Source organism: Salinibacterium sp. NG22, from assembly GCF_015864925.1.
Lineage (GTDB): Bacteria > Actinomycetota > Actinomycetes > Actinomycetales > Microbacteriaceae > Rhodoglobus.
On the sequence record NZ_JADYWG010000001.1, the window covers coordinates 567,374 to 584,770 of the forward strand.

General features: G+C 60.3%; 16 protein-coding genes. 2 read left to right on the forward strand and 14 right to left on the reverse strand.

The features are described 5' to 3' along the window. Nucleotides 1-100: 100 nt before the first annotated feature. Together rpmA and rplU are read right to left on the reverse strand one after the other, a co-directional pair. Nucleotides 101-352, reverse strand: a complete 252-nt coding sequence (rpmA, locus tag I6E81_RS02750; RefSeq protein WP_197105879.1) for a 50S ribosomal protein L27 — start codon at nt 350-352, stop codon at nt 101-103. 31 nt (nt 353-383) lie between these two features. Continuing rightward, nucleotides 384-692, reverse strand: a complete 309-nt coding sequence (gene rplU, locus I6E81_RS02755) for a 50S ribosomal protein L21 (RefSeq protein ID WP_009772527.1) — start codon at nt 690-692, stop codon at nt 384-386. Between the two features lie 315 nt (nt 693-1,007). Between rplU and I6E81_RS02760 the strand changes: the two genes are divergently transcribed. Next, on the forward strand, nt 1,008-1,280 hold the full coding sequence (locus I6E81_RS02760) for a DUF4031 domain-containing protein (protein WP_197105880.1): 273 nt from the start codon (nt 1,008-1,010) through the stop codon (nt 1,278-1,280). A gap of 43 nt (nt 1,281-1,323) precedes the next feature. On the opposite strand, the gene I6E81_RS02765 is transcribed toward I6E81_RS02760, so the two are convergent. Genes I6E81_RS02765 through I6E81_RS02785 form a run of 5 tightly spaced genes read right to left on the reverse strand, consistent with a single transcriptional unit; the run spans nt 1,324 to nt 7,758 of the window. Next, nucleotides 1,324-1,725, reverse strand: coding sequence for an ACT domain-containing protein (locus I6E81_RS02765; protein WP_197105881.1), 402 nt, complete (start codon nt 1,723-1,725; stop codon nt 1,324-1,326). 9 nt (nt 1,726-1,734) lie between these two features. After that, nucleotides 1,735-3,138, reverse strand: coding sequence for an Ig-like domain-containing protein (locus tag I6E81_RS02770; protein ID WP_307784086.1), 1,404 nt, complete (start codon nt 3,136-3,138; stop codon nt 1,735-1,737). Next, nucleotides 3,119-3,868, reverse strand: a complete 750-nt coding sequence (locus tag I6E81_RS02775) for a TIGR03943 family protein (protein ID WP_197105882.1) — start codon at nt 3,866-3,868, stop codon at nt 3,119-3,121. Before I6E81_RS02775 ends, I6E81_RS02770 begins: the two co-directional genes overlap by 20 nt. Further along, nucleotides 3,858-4,907, reverse strand: a complete 1,050-nt coding sequence (locus I6E81_RS02780; RefSeq protein WP_307784087.1) for a permease — start codon at nt 4,905-4,907, stop codon at nt 3,858-3,860. The genes I6E81_RS02775 and I6E81_RS02780 overlap by 11 nt, the downstream gene beginning before the upstream one ends. A gap of 49 nt (nt 4,908-4,956) precedes the next feature. Beyond that, nucleotides 4,957-7,758, reverse strand: a complete 2,802-nt coding sequence (locus I6E81_RS02785) for an Rne/Rng family ribonuclease (protein ID WP_197105883.1) — start codon at nt 7,756-7,758, stop codon at nt 4,957-4,959. 328 nt (nt 7,759-8,086) lie between these two features. On the opposite strand from I6E81_RS02785, the gene I6E81_RS02790 reads away from it, so the two are divergent. After that, complete coding sequence (locus I6E81_RS02790; RefSeq protein ID WP_197105884.1) at nt 8,087-8,686, forward strand: vitamin K epoxide reductase family protein; 600 nt, start codon at nt 8,087-8,089, stop codon at nt 8,684-8,686. Nucleotides 8,687-8,838: 152 nt separating this feature from the next. Here the strand turns inward: I6E81_RS02790 and ndk are convergent, their stop codons facing one another. The 7 genes from ndk to I6E81_RS02825 all read right to left on the reverse strand — a co-directional run bounded on the left by ndk (nt 8,839) and on the right by I6E81_RS02825 (nt 17,382). Continuing rightward, nucleotides 8,839-9,255: a nucleoside-diphosphate kinase gene (gene ndk, locus I6E81_RS02795; protein WP_009772535.1), complete on the reverse strand. Its 417-nt coding sequence runs from the start codon at nt 9,253-9,255 to the stop codon at nt 8,839-8,841. Further along, entirely contained in the window at nt 9,252-9,653 is a 402-nt protein-coding gene (locus I6E81_RS02800) for a DUF4233 domain-containing protein (RefSeq protein ID WP_197105885.1), read from the reverse strand. Before I6E81_RS02800 ends, ndk begins: the two co-directional genes overlap by 4 nt. Beyond that, the gene (locus tag I6E81_RS02805; RefSeq protein ID WP_197105886.1) at nt 9,650-11,182 is read right to left on the reverse strand and encodes a folylpolyglutamate synthase/dihydrofolate synthase family protein; all 1,533 of its coding nucleotides are present in this window, start codon (nt 11,180-11,182) and stop codon (nt 9,650-9,652) included. Before I6E81_RS02805 ends, I6E81_RS02800 begins: the two co-directional genes overlap by 4 nt. Next, nucleotides 11,175-14,465 (reverse strand): isoleucine--tRNA ligase, encoded by a 3,291-nt coding sequence (gene ileS / locus I6E81_RS02810; protein WP_197105887.1) that lies wholly within the window; start codon nt 14,463-14,465, stop codon nt 11,175-11,177. Before ileS ends, I6E81_RS02805 begins: the two co-directional genes overlap by 8 nt. Nucleotides 14,466-14,712: 247 nt before the next feature. Beyond that, the gene (locus I6E81_RS02815; protein ID WP_197105888.1) at nt 14,713-15,717 is read right to left on the reverse strand and encodes a DUF1648 domain-containing protein; all 1,005 of its coding nucleotides are present in this window, start codon (nt 15,715-15,717) and stop codon (nt 14,713-14,715) included. Further along, entirely contained in the window at nt 15,714-16,064 is a 351-nt protein-coding gene (locus I6E81_RS02820; protein WP_197105889.1) for a GntR family transcriptional regulator, read from the reverse strand. The genes I6E81_RS02815 and I6E81_RS02820 overlap by 4 nt, the downstream gene beginning before the upstream one ends. Nucleotides 16,065-16,128: 64 nt before the next feature. Next, on the reverse strand, nt 16,129-17,382 hold the full coding sequence (locus tag I6E81_RS02825; protein ID WP_197105890.1) for a sodium:proton antiporter: 1,254 nt from the start codon (nt 17,380-17,382) through the stop codon (nt 16,129-16,131). Nucleotides 17,383-17,397: the final 15 nt, after the last annotated feature.

Below are 17,397 nucleotides of genomic sequence, written 5' to 3' on the forward strand. Positions count from 1 at the left end.
CTGGCCTGTAGTGCCATCTTAAATGGCGAGAGCGAGCCGAAGCTCGCTCTTCGCTGTAACGCGTGCCTGCAAGCAGGCTGCGTGGAAATGCCGCGGAAAGTTACGCGGAAACGATGTTGACGACCTTGCGGCCGCCCTTTGCGCCGAACTGAACAGCGCCCGGTGCGAGAGCGAACAGAGTGTCGTCGCCGCCACGGCCGACGTTAACGCCGGGGTGGAAGTGAGTGCCACGCTGGCGAACGATGATTTCGCCGGCGAGAACCTCTTGGCCGCCGAAGCGCTTTACGCCGAGGCGCTGTGCGTTGGAATCGCGGCCGTTACGGGTGGAGCTTGCGCCCTTTTTATGTGCCATCTGTCTAGAAGTCCTTTACGTCCGTCAGCAGTTACTTGATGCTGGTGATCTTGATACGGGTCAGTTCTTGACGGTGACCCTGGCGAACCTTGTAGCCGGTCTTGTTCTTGAACTTCTGGATAACGATCTTGGGACCGCGCTCATCGTTCAATACCTCGGCAACGACCTTGATCTTCTCAAGCGCCTTGGCGTCGTGAGTGATCTTGTCGCCGTCAACGAACAGAACTGGAGCGAGCTCAACATTGCCGTTCTTGTCGGCTGCGATGCGGTCGAGAACGACAATCGTGCCGACCTCTACCTTCTCCTGCCGCCCACCGGCGCGCACAACTGCGTAAACCACTTTTGACCCTTACTTAACGATTGAATAGCTAGAACTACTGAAGCTTGTGGCGAATTCTGCGGGCTTTGCCCAGCACACGCCAAGGATCAACAATACTCGACGTGGGCACTCCCGGTCAAACGACACGCTGCAGTAGCTTTCGACTGAATCAATCATGATCTTGACCCGACGAAAACGAGAACGTGTACACCAACATTGGTCACGATCTCGACGATCGGAACCACAACTCGGGTGCAGCAGAGTCCATAGTACGTTGCGAAGGGGCACTGGGTCAAAACCTCCACCTCACGATTCGCCGTCAATTAGGCTCACAGTATGACCGTGTTGATCGACCAGCCAATTTGGCCAGCCCACGACACGGTCTGGGCGCACATCGTCAGCGACGTATCACTCGACGAATTGCACGAGTTTGCGAGCCGGGCCGGCATCCCCCGCCGCGGGTTCGACCTCGACCATTACGACGTACCTGCCCGCATGTGGACACAGCTCGTCACTCTCGGAGCGGAACCCGTCGGCGTGCGCGAGTTCGTGCGCAGGCTCGAAGCGAGCGGGCTGCGCGTAGCCCAACGCGACCGACCAGCGAAGTAGTCAGCGCGCTCCTGAGACGCGCGCCAGGCCATTTGCGGTCCGCCTAGCGAGCGGACACCTGCAGTCCGCGTAGCGCCGCAAGGGCGGCATCCGTCGAATCAGTGGGTACGAAGATGTGGTCGTGGTGACGTCCGGCGATGACATTGCAGCTGATCTGAACATCACCAAGCGCCTGCGCAAACGCTGCCGTCAGCCCCACAGCTTCGAGAGCGGACGTGACCGTAAGTGTGATCCACGACGAGCGGAACTCATGCGCGATGCCCTGACGCACGGCATCCGCCTCGGACATCACGACAGAAAGCCCCTCAGGCTCCCGCATCAGCGCCACAATCGAAGACTCGTCGACCTCCGCCAGCGAGCCCACCGTCGCGAACACGAAGACGCCCTCGTTGAGATGAGGCTCCATCGACGCAACCAACTCGTTGAGATCAGAAATCGCTGTCATAGGACGAACCTAGCGCCACACGAGGCCGAATCCCTCAACACTGCGCGTCACCGCGCCCGTCGCAATCTCCACAAGGTAGGTCGTCACGCTCTGCGGACGCGGATTCTTCACATACTCATCAGAGTCGAAGTTCGAGACGTTCGGTTGCACCTCGACCGCCACAAACTGGTTGTTTGGCGACACGTGGAAGTCCAAAATTGCACCCTTGTCATCAACCGTTTGGTACAGGATGCGCGAAGCCTCACCGTCATCGAAAGCCAGCACACTGCTGAACGAGCCGCCGTCGGCATCCACCAACACCATCTTGGCCACCAGGTTTCCTGCAGCATCCGCATCGGTTTGCCCCAAGAAAGGCTGCTCACCATCGATTGTCGACGGGTTCAAACGCAACTCGGTACCGTCGGAGAGCGCGACCGCCGCACTGCCTCGCGGATCAACGACCACCACGTTTGAGCCGTCGGCCGAGACCCGATCGAACTCGAAGTAACCGCCGAGCGGCACCACCAAGCCCGATGCCGTATCGACCCGCACGAGCGTGCTCTCAGTCGTGAGCGCCACAATCGTGGACGAACCAGGCACAAATTGCCAGCCAACGACCCGCATGGGGTCGCCATCCAAGTCAGTTACGGCTACGACGTCACGGCCACGATTAACATCCATCGTGTACAGCGTGTGCGAGACCGTGGGAATTGGCCCCGGATCGAGACTCGAAATCGTGAAACCTAAGAGTGAACCCGAGCGGGCCGCATCCAGATCTGCGACTTCACCGACCTCGGGAAGTAGCACTTGTTCGGTGACTCCCGTGTCGGGGTTCACGAGCGTGAGGGTTCCAGTGCGATCAGCAGCCGCGGTCGTAACCGCAAACACGTCCCCCACCGGCACGAACTCTTGGATGCCTTCTCCCGAGTACACCACGGTGCGCTCCTGCGAACTCATCCCGGTCTGCACGATCTCGTCGTTCGGCACGCCACGGTCGAGGTAGTACAGCGTGGGTTCCCCCGTCGTGAACGAATAACTCAGCGTGGACTCAGACCCACCAGAGGGACTCACGACGTCATCCACCGACACCGTGTACTCCGTGTTGTAGTCCAACGCTTCCGCGAACTGCACCGAGATCAGGTCGCCCTCACTCGACACCGTTGCCGCGACATCCGGACTAACAGTGACCGCGCCAGAGTCCACAGCAGCGAGAGTCTGATTCGCGAAGAGACGCAACGTTTGATCTGACGATGACACCACCGCATCCACATCGACCTGAGCGCTCGACAACTTGGGTCCCTGCAGGTACCCCAGCCCGAGAAAAATTCCGCACAGCACCAACAGCACAGCAATCGTCCAGGCGAAAGTTCGCCGAAACGAGTGGATGCTGTGCTCCGTCTCCGGAGGGCGTGCACTAATAGAGATATGGCTCACTCGGCCGCTCCACAACAGTCATCGTCTCCGGAACAAGGACGAGCGGCAGATCGCTGCGCGAACTCGGGTTGATCTCAAAAGAGCCGGTGATCTCCACCCACGCATCAACGTCGAACTCGTTCGCCCAGTCTGGGGCGTAGACGGCAACACCCGTGGGCTGCGCGTCAACCGCGCAGCACGTGACGGTGAAGCGCGAGAGATAGAAAATGTTGGCGGGATCATCTTCGCTGGCCGTGATGAAGCCCACGACATCCGCCGTCTTGTTCGAATAGAAATTCGGATCGCTTGTTTGACGGAGCAAGGACGACCAATCGACGACTGTGAAACTCGCGATGAGTTCATCGTCGGCATTCGCGACCTCATCCACGTTCTGACTATCACTGCCCACCGTGGAACCAACAATGTCGCGCTGACTTGCGGTAGCACTCGACAGCGTCGTCGGAGGCACAACGACCAACGTGAGAGCGATTGCACCAGAGAGAAGCAGCGCTACTCCCCCAACAACCCGCGACCACCCGCGCGGAGCCACCCCTTCTTCGGTGTTAGCCGGACGGATTGCGAGGCTCAGCACACCCATCACGAGCGCGAGAGCCGCCATAACTACCGTGAACACCACATAGCGGGGGTGAATGTAGAGAACAAGCTGCTGAGTCGCCCCAAGCCACACCGTGGCGCTTACGGCCACGAGAATCAGGATGACGCCCCACCAGCGTTGGAGGCTAGACCACATAGTTGATCACCAATCCGATAAAGGCACTCATCAGGGCAACGACAAGCGATAGCTGCAGCAGCACCTTGGCCGTAAAGGTAGTGCGCATAATGGCCAGCATCTTGATGTCGATGATCGGTCCGAACACCAGGAACGTCACGATCGAACCGGGCATGAAGGTGCTGGCAAAGGGCAAAATAAAGAACGCATCAACGCTGGAACACACAGAGATAACGAACGCCAGCGCCATCATCGCGAGAATCGACCAGAGTGGATTGCTACCGAGCGACACCAAGACGTCTCGCGGTACCGCAACCTGAATGGCGCCCGCGATGAGCGAGCCGATGAACACCGCTGGCATGAGCACGCTGGACTCGCGCATGAAAATGTCGAGACTTTTTTCTGTGCGCGACTGACGGGGCCCGTGAGAACCCACCGCACACTGCTGAGCGAAACGACCAGTGAGCATCGCGTTGGGCTGCGGGTGCAAGCTGAAGAGCCAACCCACGATGTTGGCGATCGCAAGGCCACCAAGAATTCGCCCCACGAGGATGCCGTCATCGAAGCCGAAAGCCTGATGAGTCGTCACAATCGTGATCGGGTTGATAATCGGCGCCGCCAACAGGAACGTCATCGACTCGGGCACCGAGAAGCCCTTGAGGATCAGCCCACGGGCGAGAGGCACATTGCCGCACTCGCAGACCGGCAATGCAATGCCGAACAAGGAGATTGCGGCCCGACGCAACACCGGACGCTGCGGCAAATACCGCATCAGCAAGTCATCCGGAAGCCACGTCTGCACCACAATTGACAGCAGGATGCCGAGCACAACGAACGGCAGCGACTCGATGATGACACTCGTCGCCAAGGTGAGAAGATCAGCGGTGAGACCCGGGACGCCGACGGACTCTAGCTCTCCAGTGAACGCTCGCAGCGCGAAGATTGCCGCGACACCGATCGTGCCGAAGGCCAACCACAACCAACGGTTTTGTGACCGGCGAGGTCGATGATCATGCTGATGATGGTGATCATCGACGCTCGCTGGCAAAGTGGTGCTCACGGGTAAACCTTACAAAGTTGAAACTCGAAAAGTACCGAGTGCCGCAGTGTTAGTTGTCGTCGGTAGGCGTTGCGTTGACAGTTTTGCCCTGACTGCTGGCGCGACGTGAACCACGAGCCTTGCCGTGACCAGGCTGTTTGGGCTCAGGAAGAGCCTCGAGAACCGAACCCAGAATCTGCTCCGCATCCTGCGTGCTGATCTTGGGAGTCGAGCTCTCGGCCTTGGTGATAGGAATGTCAAAAATGGCTACAGAAGCTTCAGCGGCCGGCTCGACAGCGTCACTCGCGCGCTGAGCGGGCTGAGATGACTTGTTTCCGCCCTTGCTGCGTCGTGACTTCTTGGGCTCGGGAGCCGCCGCTGTCTCGGTCGCTGCAGGAGCGGATGCCGCGGCATCCACTGCTGGAGTTTCACTAGCCTGGTTTTCGACGACAGGAACGACGGTGCTCGCGGCAACACGAGCAAGCGCGTTACGCACGTCTTCAGTGATCGCGTGAGTGCCATTACTCGGAGCCGAAGCCGGAGCAGCAGCCTTCGCGGAGTTGTTGGACTGCTGCGTTTGCGATCCACCACCGTTGCCGTTGTTGCCGCCGTTGTTGCCGTTCGAGTTGCCAGAGTTGTTGTTCGAACCGCCGGAGTTGTTGTTGCCGCCACGGTTGCGCCCACGGCGTCCACCGCCAGCCTGCTCGTTCTGTGTCGGCTGCGAGCGGTGCTTAGTGACGGGGTCGTGATGAACGACTACACCGCGGCCAGCACACACTTCACAGTTCTCGCTGAACGTCTCAAGCAGGCCAAGGCCAAGCTTCTTACGCGTCATCTGCACGAGACCGAGTGACGTCACTTCAGCAACCTGGTGCTTCGTGCGGTCACGGCTCAAGCACTCCACGAGGCGACGCAAGACGAGGTCACGGTTGGACTCGAGAACCATATCGATGAAGTCGACCACGATGATTCCACCGATGTCACGCAGACGCAGCTGGCGAACGATTTCTTCCGCTGCTTCAACGTTGTTCTTGGTGACGGTCTCTTCGAGGTTGCCGCCGGAGCCGACAAACTTGCCGGTGTTGACGTCAACGACAGTCATCGCTTCCGTGCGGTCGATGACGAGCGAACCGCCCGAGGGCAACCACACCTTGCGGTCGAGAGCCTTCTCGATCTGCTCAGAAATGCGGTACTCCTCGAAGGAGTCAACGGTTCCTTCGTGAGCCTGCAGACGATCGAGCAGGTCAGGTGCGACCGAGCGAACGTAGCCCTCAATAGTCTTGCGAGCGTCGTCACCCTCGATAACAAGCTTGTGGAAGTCTTCGTTGAAGACATCGCGAATGATCTTGATCAGAAGATCAGGTTCAGAGTGCAGCAATGCTGGGCCCTGGTTCTGAGCGTTCTCAACCTGCGCGCTGATGTCAGCCCACTGGTTAGTCAAACGGTTCACGTCGAGCGTGAGCTGTTCCTCAGTCGCGCCCTCGGCGGCGGTGCGCACAATGACACCGACGTTCTCCGGCAGAACACCCTTGAGGATCTTCTTGAGACGCGAACGCTCCGTGTCGGGCAGCTTGCGGCTGATACCGCTCATCGAACCATTGGGAACGTAGACGAGGTAACGACCGGGCAAAGAAACCTGACTCGTGAGTCGGGCACCCTTGTGGCCTACGGGGTCTTTTGTAACCTGAACAAGAACGCGGTCACCTGGCTTGAGCGCGAGCTCAATGCGACGAGCCTGCGGCTTGCCATCAGCAGAGTTCTCAGCGGCGGCATCCCAATCGACTTCACCGGAGTAAAGCACAGCGTTGCGGCCACGCCCGATGTCGACAAAGGCTGCTTCCATGCTGGGCAGAACGTTCTGAACGCGACCGAGGTAGACGTTGCCGATGAGGCTCGCGTCTTGAGCCTTCGCTACATAGTGTTCGACCAAGACGCCGTCTTCGAGAACACCAATCTGGATGCGATCAAACTTCGAGCGGACCACCATGACGCGGTCAACGCTTTCACGGCGCGCGAGGAACTCGCTCTCCGTTACGACGGGACGACGACGACCAGCATCACGGCCATCACGACGGCGCTGCTTCTTCGCCTCAAGGCGAGTAGAGCCCTTGACGCGAGTGGGTTCATTGCTGGGCTCTGCCTGCTTGCGAGGCTGGCGAACGCGCACAACGGTGTTGGGCGACTCGTCACCGGGACGAGCATCCTCACCAGAACGACGACGTGAGCGACGGCGAACGTTGCCCGCTTCGTCTTGGCCCTCGTTATCGTCTTTGCTGCGGTTGTCCCGACCGTCGCGGTTGTCACCGCTGCGGTTGTCAGAACCAGCACCGTTGTCGTTGCGCGAACGCGACGACCGGGCCGGAAGCTCGGGCAGATCGGGAAGATCAGGTGCCTGAAAGAGCAGCGACGTCGTCGACGGCGGCGTCAGTCGAGCTGCCTTCGCGGTCGTTGCCTTCTCGGTCTTCGCTTTTTCGGCCGATGTCTTAGCGGCCGGGCTCTTGCGTGAGCGTGAGCGTGCGGGAGCTGATGAACCGGTCTTTGCGTCTGCGTTCACGTCTGCCTTAGCTGCAGCTGGCGCGGTTGCCTCGGAGTTCGCGGCCGTGGACTCGCTCGCAGTTTCAGCCTTCATGCCGGTGACGGCATCTGGGACCTCGCGACCAAGGTGTTCGCTTGCCGTCTTCGCAGCGGGACGCTGAGAAGACTTCGCTGCACGGGGCGCGCTTGCGGCGACCGGAGCGTCAGCTACGGGCGAGTCGACCGGCGGCTTCTGTGCCACAGGCTTCTCTACCGGCGCTTTTGCCGAAGGAAGAATACGGCCGAAAAGGCCCTTCTTCTTGGGAACATCTTTCGAATTATTGCTTTCATTCACCATCGCTGGTGTACTCCTAGCCCTTGTAGGCGACCGCGCCACCCACCGGGTACTCTCTCGTGCGCTATTCCCCCACCAAACCTATGGTTCAGGAACCGCTACTAATTCTTCAGGTCCTGCAACGGGCCCGTGGCTCGCGTTGCAGTTGTGCTCTCTCACAGCACTTCGGAACTGGCTATCCGACTCACACAACTAGCGTTGCGCAACTGGTCCGGTCGCTATGCCCGGGAAGACTTCTTGGTGTTGTTCCGAGCGCGGCTCGGAATAACTACGCTTCATTATCGCATGCATTCTCAGAAAGTGAGCCTGACGCGCGTGCGATAATCCCAGCATGACTGCTTCCGGGGTTCGCAACAGGCCCATAGCCCTCGCAATTTTTCTGATATTCGCTGGGCTTGTGGGGCTCTGGGCGTCGTTCCAGCTCACACTGGAGAAGCTCCATGTGCTCGAAAACCCGGATGCCGTGTTGAGTTGTGACTTCAGCATCGTGGTGCAGTGCGCAGCCAACCTCGAGTCAGCGCAGGGCGCGTTGTTCGGCTTCCCCAACCCCATCATTGGCCTGGTGGCGTTCATGGCGCCAGTTGTTGTCGGTGCCGCAATACTCGCCGGAGCGCGCTTCAATAGTTGGTTCTGGGTCACCTTCAACATCGGAGTAGCAGGCGCCTTCGCGTTCATTCTCTGGCTCGCCTACCAGAGCATTTTCAACCTCGGCACTCTGTGCCCCTGGTGCATGGTTGTGTGGTCGGTCACGATACCCATGTTCTGGGCAGTGACACTGCGCAACATCAAAGTAGGCGCGATTCGCGCTCCCCGTTCGCTCCGCAAGGCCGCCAGCACCGCCTACAGATGGGTCCCTGTGATCACGATTGTTGGCTACATCATCATCGCGATTGTCGCCCAGATTCGACTCGACGCTCTGTCGTACCTGTAAGACATATTCCCCCAGGGGAACACAACAATGGCGAGGGCCTGACGGTTGTCAGGCCCTCGCCATTATGTTGTGGACTGAACGGTTTAGCCGCTGAGAATGCCGCGCTAATCCGTCGCTTGCCCGTGAGCGCTATATGAGTTCAGGAAAGCGATTTAGGCGAACCAGAGTGCAAGCTCACGCGCTGCGGACTCAGGCGAGTCACTGCCGTGCACGAGGTTCTGCTGAACAGCCAGGCCCCAGTCGCGACCGAGGTCTCCACGGATCGTTCCGGGAGCTGCCGTAGTCGGGTCGGTCGTGCCCGCGAGAGAACGGAATCCCTCGATCGCACGGTTGCCCGCGATGCGCAGCGCGACGGTCGGCCCCGACTGCATGAAGTCGAGCAGCGGCTCGTAGAACGGCTTGCCTTCGTGCTCGGCGTAGTGCTGCGACAGAAGGTCGACATCCGCCTGCACGAGACGCACGTCAACGAGCTGGTAGCCCTTGGCCTCAATACGGCGAAGGATTTCACCGGTCAAATTGCGAGCAACGCCGTCAGGCTTGATCAGTACAAGGGTCTCTTCGATGTTCATTGTGTCTCCTCAGAGGGGGTGGTCATGGACTGGGTGTTAAGAATTTCGGCCTTGGCGCGGTCGAGTTGCTGGCCCTTAATGAAGCAATAGATCCAGATGCCAGCGAAACCTGCCCCCACGAAAAACATCGGCGTGAGGATGAAACCAAGAGCAATGAGACCGACCTGCAGCGCCCAACCGACCCAGAGGGCCCCCGGGCGGTGCAGCATCCGGGCAAGCGCGACGAACACGACGATCAGAATTGCTCCCCCGATGAACGCCGGGGCCGGAGCGAGGGCTTTGAGCCCGAACGCCGTGAGCGCTACGAAAAAGATCAGCGTGGCATCGAGCACCAACACGATGCTCAGCAGCAGTTCGGTGACGGAGCGCTTTCGGCGAACCGTGGGTGCGGAGGTCACGGCTTCCAGCCCTCTGCCTCGGCGAGAGCGAGAGCCTCGCCGACAAGAGTGATGGAACCGGTCACGACGACAGCTCGGCGTTCGTTTTCTGCCGCCCAGCTGCGCGCCAACTCCATTGCTTCAGCAAAGGAATCAAAATCGGTGGTCTCATCGGTGAACGCGCGAACGGTCTCAACGAGTTCCTCCGGAGGAACGGCCCGGTCCGACTGTGATGCCGTTACATAGAAGCGATTAGCAATGGGGGCAAGAGCCTCCACGATGCCGGCAGCATCCTTGTCGTCGACAACAGCGATGACAAAAGCGATGTCTTCGAACGTGAAGTATTCCTTGAGCGCCACGGCGAGAGCCGCTGCGCCATGAGGGTTGTGAGCGGCATCCACAATCACGGTGGGTTCCGCACCAATAACCTGCAGTCGCCCCGGCGACGCGACGGTAGCGAGCCCTTCAGCGAGCACATCGTGAACGAGCGCCTGGCTGCCAGCGCCCAAGAACGACTCGACGGCAGCGATAGCGAGCGCGGCGTTGTGCCCCTGGAACTCACCGAACAACGGCATGAACAGATCAGAGTAGGTGCCTGCGAGTCCGCGCACCGAAATAAGTTGGCCACCCACGGCAACATTGCTGCTGAGGAGTTCGAAAGCATCGCCCTCGACACCAATTGTGGACTCGGTAAGGTCTGCGGCGCGCTCCAACTCGATCTGAGCATCCGACGACTGAATAGCCGACACGATCGCGGCAGCCGGCTTGATGATGCCCGCCTTGGTGCGCGCAATCTGCGCGATTGTCGTGCCCAAACGATGCGTGTGATCGAGCGCAATCGGCGTGAACACGGCAACTTGACCGTCGGCGACGTTCGTGGAATCCCACTCGCCGCCCATGCCAACCTCAAGAATGGCCACATCGATAGGAGCATCCGCAAAGCTCGCGAATGCCAGCACCGTCAGCGCCTCAAAGTAGGTGAGCGCTTCTTCGCCCTTGGCCATCAGCTCGGCATCCACCATGAGCAGGAACGGGCGGATGTCAGCCCAGTTCTCGGCCAGTGCCCGGTTCGAAATCGCCCGGCCATCAATCACGATGCGCTCGTTGACCCGCACAAGATGCGGACTCGTCATGAGCCCCGTGCGCAGCCCGTAGGCGCGCAGAATGCTCTCGATGATGCGACTCGTGGAGGTCTTGCCGTTGGTGCCCGTGATGTGAATAACGGGGTAAGTGCGCTGCGGGTCGCCGATCAACTCGACGGCGCGACGAGTTGCTTCGAGACGCGGTTGAGGCGCCTGCTCCCCCACTCGCGCAAGCAGTTCTTCGAACACGTTGTTGGCATCCGAGAGGTATTCAGTGTCTTCGAGTTCGAAGTCTGAATCCTCGTCGATGTTGGTGCCCTCAAAACCATCAGCGAAGGGGCTGAGGTCGGCGAGGGGATGCTCCGGGCCGAGTTCGGCGCGTTCTTCGTCGGTCAGCGACGCCTCAATGGGGTCGCCGTTTTCATCGAATTGGCCGTCGTTGCCGAGTTCATCATCGCGGTCAGACATTGGTCGTTCCCATCTTGGTGATGTCGATCACCAGCGCGCCGATATTGGCGTATTTTCCTGCCGCGAGTTGCGTGCGGTGCACCTCTAGTGTGCCCTCTTCGAGGTCATTCGCGAAGGCCTGAACGGTGGATTGCGCTGCAAGCGTTTCTGAGGAAATCATGGCGCTGTGGAATCCGATGGCCTCGTGGTCGGCGGGGTCTAGCGCACCAATCGTCAGAGAGATGCGGTCGCTCACGTCGAAGCCTGCCGCCTTGCGGGCATCCTGAATCGCACGGATGACATCGCGAGCGAGGCCCTCCGCTGAGAGTTCCGGAGTGAGCTGGGTGTCAATGATCACAAAGCCACCCTCGGAGAGGAACGCGATTGCGCTCGCTTCGTCGGCCGCTTCCATCTGGAGTTCGTATTCGCCGGCTTCCAGCGGCATCCCGTCGACGGAAACACCGTCGGCCGTGGTCTCCCAGTTGCCGGCCTTGGCCTCCTTGATGACCTGCTGCACTTGCTTGCCGACGCGCGGGCCGAGAGCCCGAGCGTTGACAGTGAGCTTCTTGGTGATGCCGAAGCTCTCCAACGAACCCTCTTCGAGAGCGTCAAACTTGACAGCCTTGACGTTGAGCTCATCGCGAAGGATGTCGCTAAACGGTGCGAGGGCTGCCGGAGTGTCGCTCACAACCGTCAGCGAAGCCAGCGGCAGTCGAACGCGCAGGCTGCGCGCCTTGCGCAGAGCAAGTCCGCTCGAGGCGATCTCACGCACCCGGTCCATCGTTGCAACCAGATCGTGGTCAGCAGGGAACGCTGAGGCGTCAGGCCAGTCCGTGAGGTGAACGCTGCGGCCGTTCGTGAGGCCGCGCCACATCTCCTCGGAGACGAGCGGGAGCAGCGGGGCAGCAACGCGCGCCACGGTCTCTAGGACGGTGTAGAGCGTGTCGAAGGCATCCTTGTCGTCGCCGCTCCAGAAGCGGTCACGGCTGCGACGCACGTACCAGTTGGTGAGCACGTCGGCGAAGTCGCGAAGCTTGGCCGCTGCCATGGGGCTGTCGAGTGCGTCGAGCTCAACGGTGACATCCTCGATCAGCTCTCGCGTCTTAGCGAGCAAGTAGCGGTCGAGAACGTGCGTCGAATCGGTGCGCCAGCTCGCCTCATAGTTATCGGCAGCGTTGGCGTAGAGAGTGAAGAAGTAGTACGTGCTCCACAGCGGCAGCAGCATCTGGCGAACACCATCACGGATGCCCTCTTCGGTAACCATGAGGTTTCCGCCACGGATCACCGAGCTCGACATCAGGAACCAACGCATCGCGTCAGCACCGTCACGCTCGAACACCTCGGAGACATCCGGATAGTTGCGCAGGCTCTTCGACATCTTTTGGCCGTCATTGCCCAGCACGATGCCGTGACTGATGACGTTAGAGAAGGCCGGGCGGTCGAACAGCGCCGTCGAGAGCGTGTGGAGAGTGTAGAACCATCCGCGAGTCTGACCGATGTACTCCACGATGAAGTCGGCCGGGCTGTGGGTGTCGAACCACTCTTGGTTCTCAAACGGGTAGTGAACCTGAGCGAACGGCATCGAGCCCGAATCGAACCACACGTCGAGCACGTCTTCGATGCGACGCATCGTCGACTGACCACTCGGGTCGTCGGGGTTCGGGCGCGTCAGCTCGTCGATAAACGGGCGGTGCAGGTCGGGCTCGCCCTCGTGGTTGAGAGGCAAGCGGCCGAAGTCCGCTTGGATCTCGGCCAGGGAACCGTAGACATCCACGCGCGGGAAGTCAGGGTTGTCGCTCTTCCAGATCGGGATCGGTGAACCCCAGTAGCGGTTGCGGCTGATCGACCAGTCGCGGGCATTGCTCACCCACTTGCCGAATTGGCCTTCCTTGACGTTTTCGGGGACCCAGTTGATCTCCTGGTTGAGCTCGCCCATGCGGTCGCGGAACTCAGGAACCTTGACGAACCAGCTCGACACAGCCTTGTAGATCAGTGGGTTGCGGCAGCGCCAGCAGTGCGGGTAGGAGTGCTCGTAGCTGGCGACCTTGAGCAGGCGGCCCTCTTCGCGCAGCAACTTCGTGAGCGGCTTGTTGGCGTCGAATACCTGCATGCCTTCAACGGGCGGCACCGACGGCAAGAACTTGCCACCATCGTCAACCGAGATGACAACGGGGATGCCGGCAGCAGCACACACATTTTGGTCATCTTCACCGTAGGCGGGCGCCTGGTGCACGATGCCAGTACCTTCACCGGTGGCAACGTAGTCGGCGACCAAGAACTGCCACGCGTTTTCGGTGCCGTAGGTTTCGGCATCCGCATAGAAATCCCAGAGGCGGTCATAGCGAACGCCCGCGAGTTCGGCACCCTTGATGGTGCGCGTGACTGCTGCAAGAGCTTCCTCAGCGGTCTCGTAGCCAAGTTCTTTCGCGTAGGCCGCGATGGTGTCACCCGCAAGCATGAACTGGGCGGAGCCCTGCTCCGAACCGTCGCCAGCACCGAGCGGGCCGGCAGGCAGAATCGCGTAGTCGATGTCGGGGCCGACTGCGAGAGCAAGGTTGGTGGGGAGCGTCCACGGGGTGGTCGTCCAGGCAAGAGCCTTTACGCCGGTGAGCCCCAGCGCTTCTGCCTTCACACCGTCGAGCGGGAACGTGACCGTGACGGTCTGGTCTTGACGCATCTTGTAGACGTCGTCATCCATGCGCAGTTCGTGGTTGGAAAGCGGGGTTTCGTCATTCCAGCAGTAGGGCAGCACTCGGAAACCCTCGTAGGCGAGGTCCTTTGTGTGCAGCTGCTTGAACGCCCAGATGACGCTCTCCATGAAGTTGACGTCGAGCGTCTTGTAGTCGTTCTCGAAGTCGACCCAACGCGCCATGCGCGTCACATACTCTTGCCATTCGCCGGTGTACTTGAGCACCGATTCGCGAGCGGCGGCATTGAACTTGTCGATGCCCATCTCTTCGATCTGGCTCTTCTCGGTGATGCCAAGCTGGCGCATCGCTTCGAGTTCAGCGGGGAGTCCGTGGGTGTCCCAGCCGAAGCGGCGGTGTACTTGCTTGCCGCGCATGGTCTGGTACCGCGGAAAGAGGTCTTTGGCGTAGCCAGTCAGCAGGTGACCGTAGTGCGGGAGGCCATTGGCAAAAGGAGGGCCGTCGTAGAAGACCCACTCATCGGCGCCTTCACGCTGATCAATGGATGCCTGAAAAGTGCCGTCTGCCTTCCAGTACGAGAGCACTTGCTCTTCGATCGCCGGAAACTTCGGGGACGGCGCGACGGAATCGTCTGAGCTGTGGCGGGGATACGACATGAGGCTCCAGTGGTACGTAGGTGCGAATAATCTGCACGAGGACGACCTTTCAGCCGCGGTACCACCCCGCTTATGCACCCGGAGGCACACCACTCATATCGCTGTAACGGGCTTACCCGTTCGGTTCTACCGCCGCCTGCTCCCCCGCCGAAGCTGAAGTTGAGATGGTTTCTTCCGAATGCTCCCCGGTGATAGCCGGTTCATCGCGTGTACGTCAATGATACGCGAGTTAGCTGACCGCTGAGCGCTATTTCTTGGCGATAGTAGCGAGCGTTTCTGCTGCCAGCTGAGCATCGTGCATCGTGACGATGAACTTTTTGCCGTTCATCCGCGTCACTTCGATGGCATCACCTTTGGAGAGAACGATGCCGCTGCGACCATCGGGAGCCCAACGCCAGCCGTAGCCACCGAACTCGCCCATCGGGTTGACGTCGACGACGGCGACGGACTCGATCTGGTCTGGCGCGATGGTGGTGCGAGGAAAGCCCAGAGCGGAGCGGACCTTAAGCCCACGCTGATCGATTGTCACACGCCAGGAAAGAGTGCTGACGGACAGTGCGATCACGAAGAGTCCGATGACAGCGGGCAAGAGGAGTTCCTCGGGATTGCTGACCGCCTGCACTGCGAGGGCAATGGCCAGAGCGGCGAGGGCAGCGCCGACGATAATCACGACGCCTGGACCAACCCGCGTCGTGGTGGAGAAGTGCACGCGTTGCGTTGCAGCACCCTCGATGGGCTTCGCGGTGACCGGGGTCGACTGAATGTACTCGGCGGCAGGAAGCATGAGCCAGGCGAATAAGGCCATGATGAGTGCGATCGGGAATGCAGCAATGGCAATTCCCCCGATCGCAGGAGCATTCTCAGCGTTCTCAAGTCCTCGCTGAACAGCAAGTGAGCCCGCCGCTGTGACGCTGAGCGTAATCGCCAGGAACATGGATGCGGCCACCATGATCTTGTGCCCCCAGAGCATTCCGCCGTTGGGACCACCCTTCCAGCTGGCAAAGGCGGCAAGCGCCGCGAAGATTAGCGTCATCAGTAGCGGCAACACAATAACGCTGCCCACGGTGGAGTATCCGTCTGGGCCTGAGGTTCCCCAATGCGAGGCAACCGGGCTCGGAAGCTCAGGGATCCACAGCGCCATGATGAAGGCAGCGGCCAGCGCGATTACGAGCGGGATCACCACGCCGATCACAATGATCAGACGGCGGTTTCGCGTGAGTTGGGGCGAAACATTCTCGGCGGGAAGGGTCATTGGTATTCCTCTCGGATGAGGGCGGTAAGAGTAGCAAGTGAAACCTTGTGGGCGCGCGCTTCAGCAACAACAGCGGTGATGCCGTCGGCGAGCGAATCGTAGCTCTGGGCGGTGGCGGCAACGATTGCTCCACGACCGCGGCGGAGTTCGATGAATCCCTCGTCGCGCAATTCTTGGTAGGCGCGTAAGACGGTGTGCATGTTGACGCCGAGAGAGCTGGCTAGTTCTCGTGCGCTGGGGAGCCTCTCCCCTGCTGTGACGGTCTTATCGATGACAGATTGGCGGATGCTCGCCGCGAGTTGCTCGAAGAGCGGCGTCTCGGACGCGGGATCCACTCGAACTAGCATGACGTCATCATAATTGTTCTAGTTGGACTAGCACAAGCGCGCTCTAGGTGGATCACCGTGCGCCTCAGAACCGACGACGTGCCGGCATCTCCTGCACATGCTTCATCTCCGCCGCGGATGCCGGAGCCGAACTCAGGCGGCGTGCAAGTCGCGCCGTCCACGGGCTGGCCGTCGCGCCATGGGCAAAGACGCTGACGAGGATTGTCCACACCGCTACCGAGAACACGGTGTCAGCAACGGAGCCACTCAGCTCATCGAACACTAAGAGAGCGAACAGAATCGAGGCGAGCCCTCGTGGCCCGAACCATCCGATGAAGAGCCGCGTCTCGAAGCGGGTACCCGACCACGCCAGCGCCAGGAGAACGGGCACCATGCGCACCACCGTCAGCGACAACACCACGTAGAGAGCGATCTGCCACGTGAGCGAGGTGAGGATCGGTGCTGCGAGTACCGCGCCGAACACCAAGAAGGTGATCGAGCTGAGCAACTCCCCCTCGTCTTCAGTGAAGTCTTGAACATCCTCGCAGTGGTCGCGAGCAACTGCACTAAACGCGAGACCAGCCACGAACGCGGCAATAAATCCATTGCCGCCAACAACACCGGCGCTCGCAAACGCCGCGACAGCGATGGCAATGGTCGCCAGCTGGCGGTAAATGCCGTCAACAAATCCGGCGCTCGACGCTCGGCTCAACAACCACCCGCCAAGCACTCCGACAACCCCACCGAAGATGACCCCGAACCCAATTTGCTGAGCCGCGAACAGACCCCAACTCTCGCCCGAAGCGGCTCCCGTTTCGGTGGCGGCAATCGCCAGAAAGACTGTGACAACCGGAACCATGATTCCGTCGTTCAGGCCACTCTCTACGTTGAGGGCCTGCCGAAGGCGAACCGGCAACCGTTTATCGCTGACAACCGCTTGGCCGAGCGCAGCATCCGTCGGCGCCAGAATCGCGGCGATGAGAGCAGCCTCGATGAAGGTGAGCTCGCCAAAGAGCGCCGCCGCGGCGACTGCCCCGAGCACGATCGTGAGCGGCAGGCCGATACCCAACAAGCGCAGCGGAAGAAAGATCTGCTTGCGCAACGCTCGCAGATCGATGCGTACCGCATCCGTGAAGAGCACTAAGACGAGGGTGGCCTCGACGAGGATTGAGACGACCTCGCTCTTGAGGTCGAGCTGAAACCACCGCGCACCCACAGCACCCAACAGGATGCCCACAGCCGTAAAGACCATCGGCGCGGTCACGGGAGACAGCGCAAGCTTGCGCGACACCATCGCGAAGGCGAACACCACGAGGGCAACGATCACGAGTTCGGTCATGGTTCCTCCACTGCA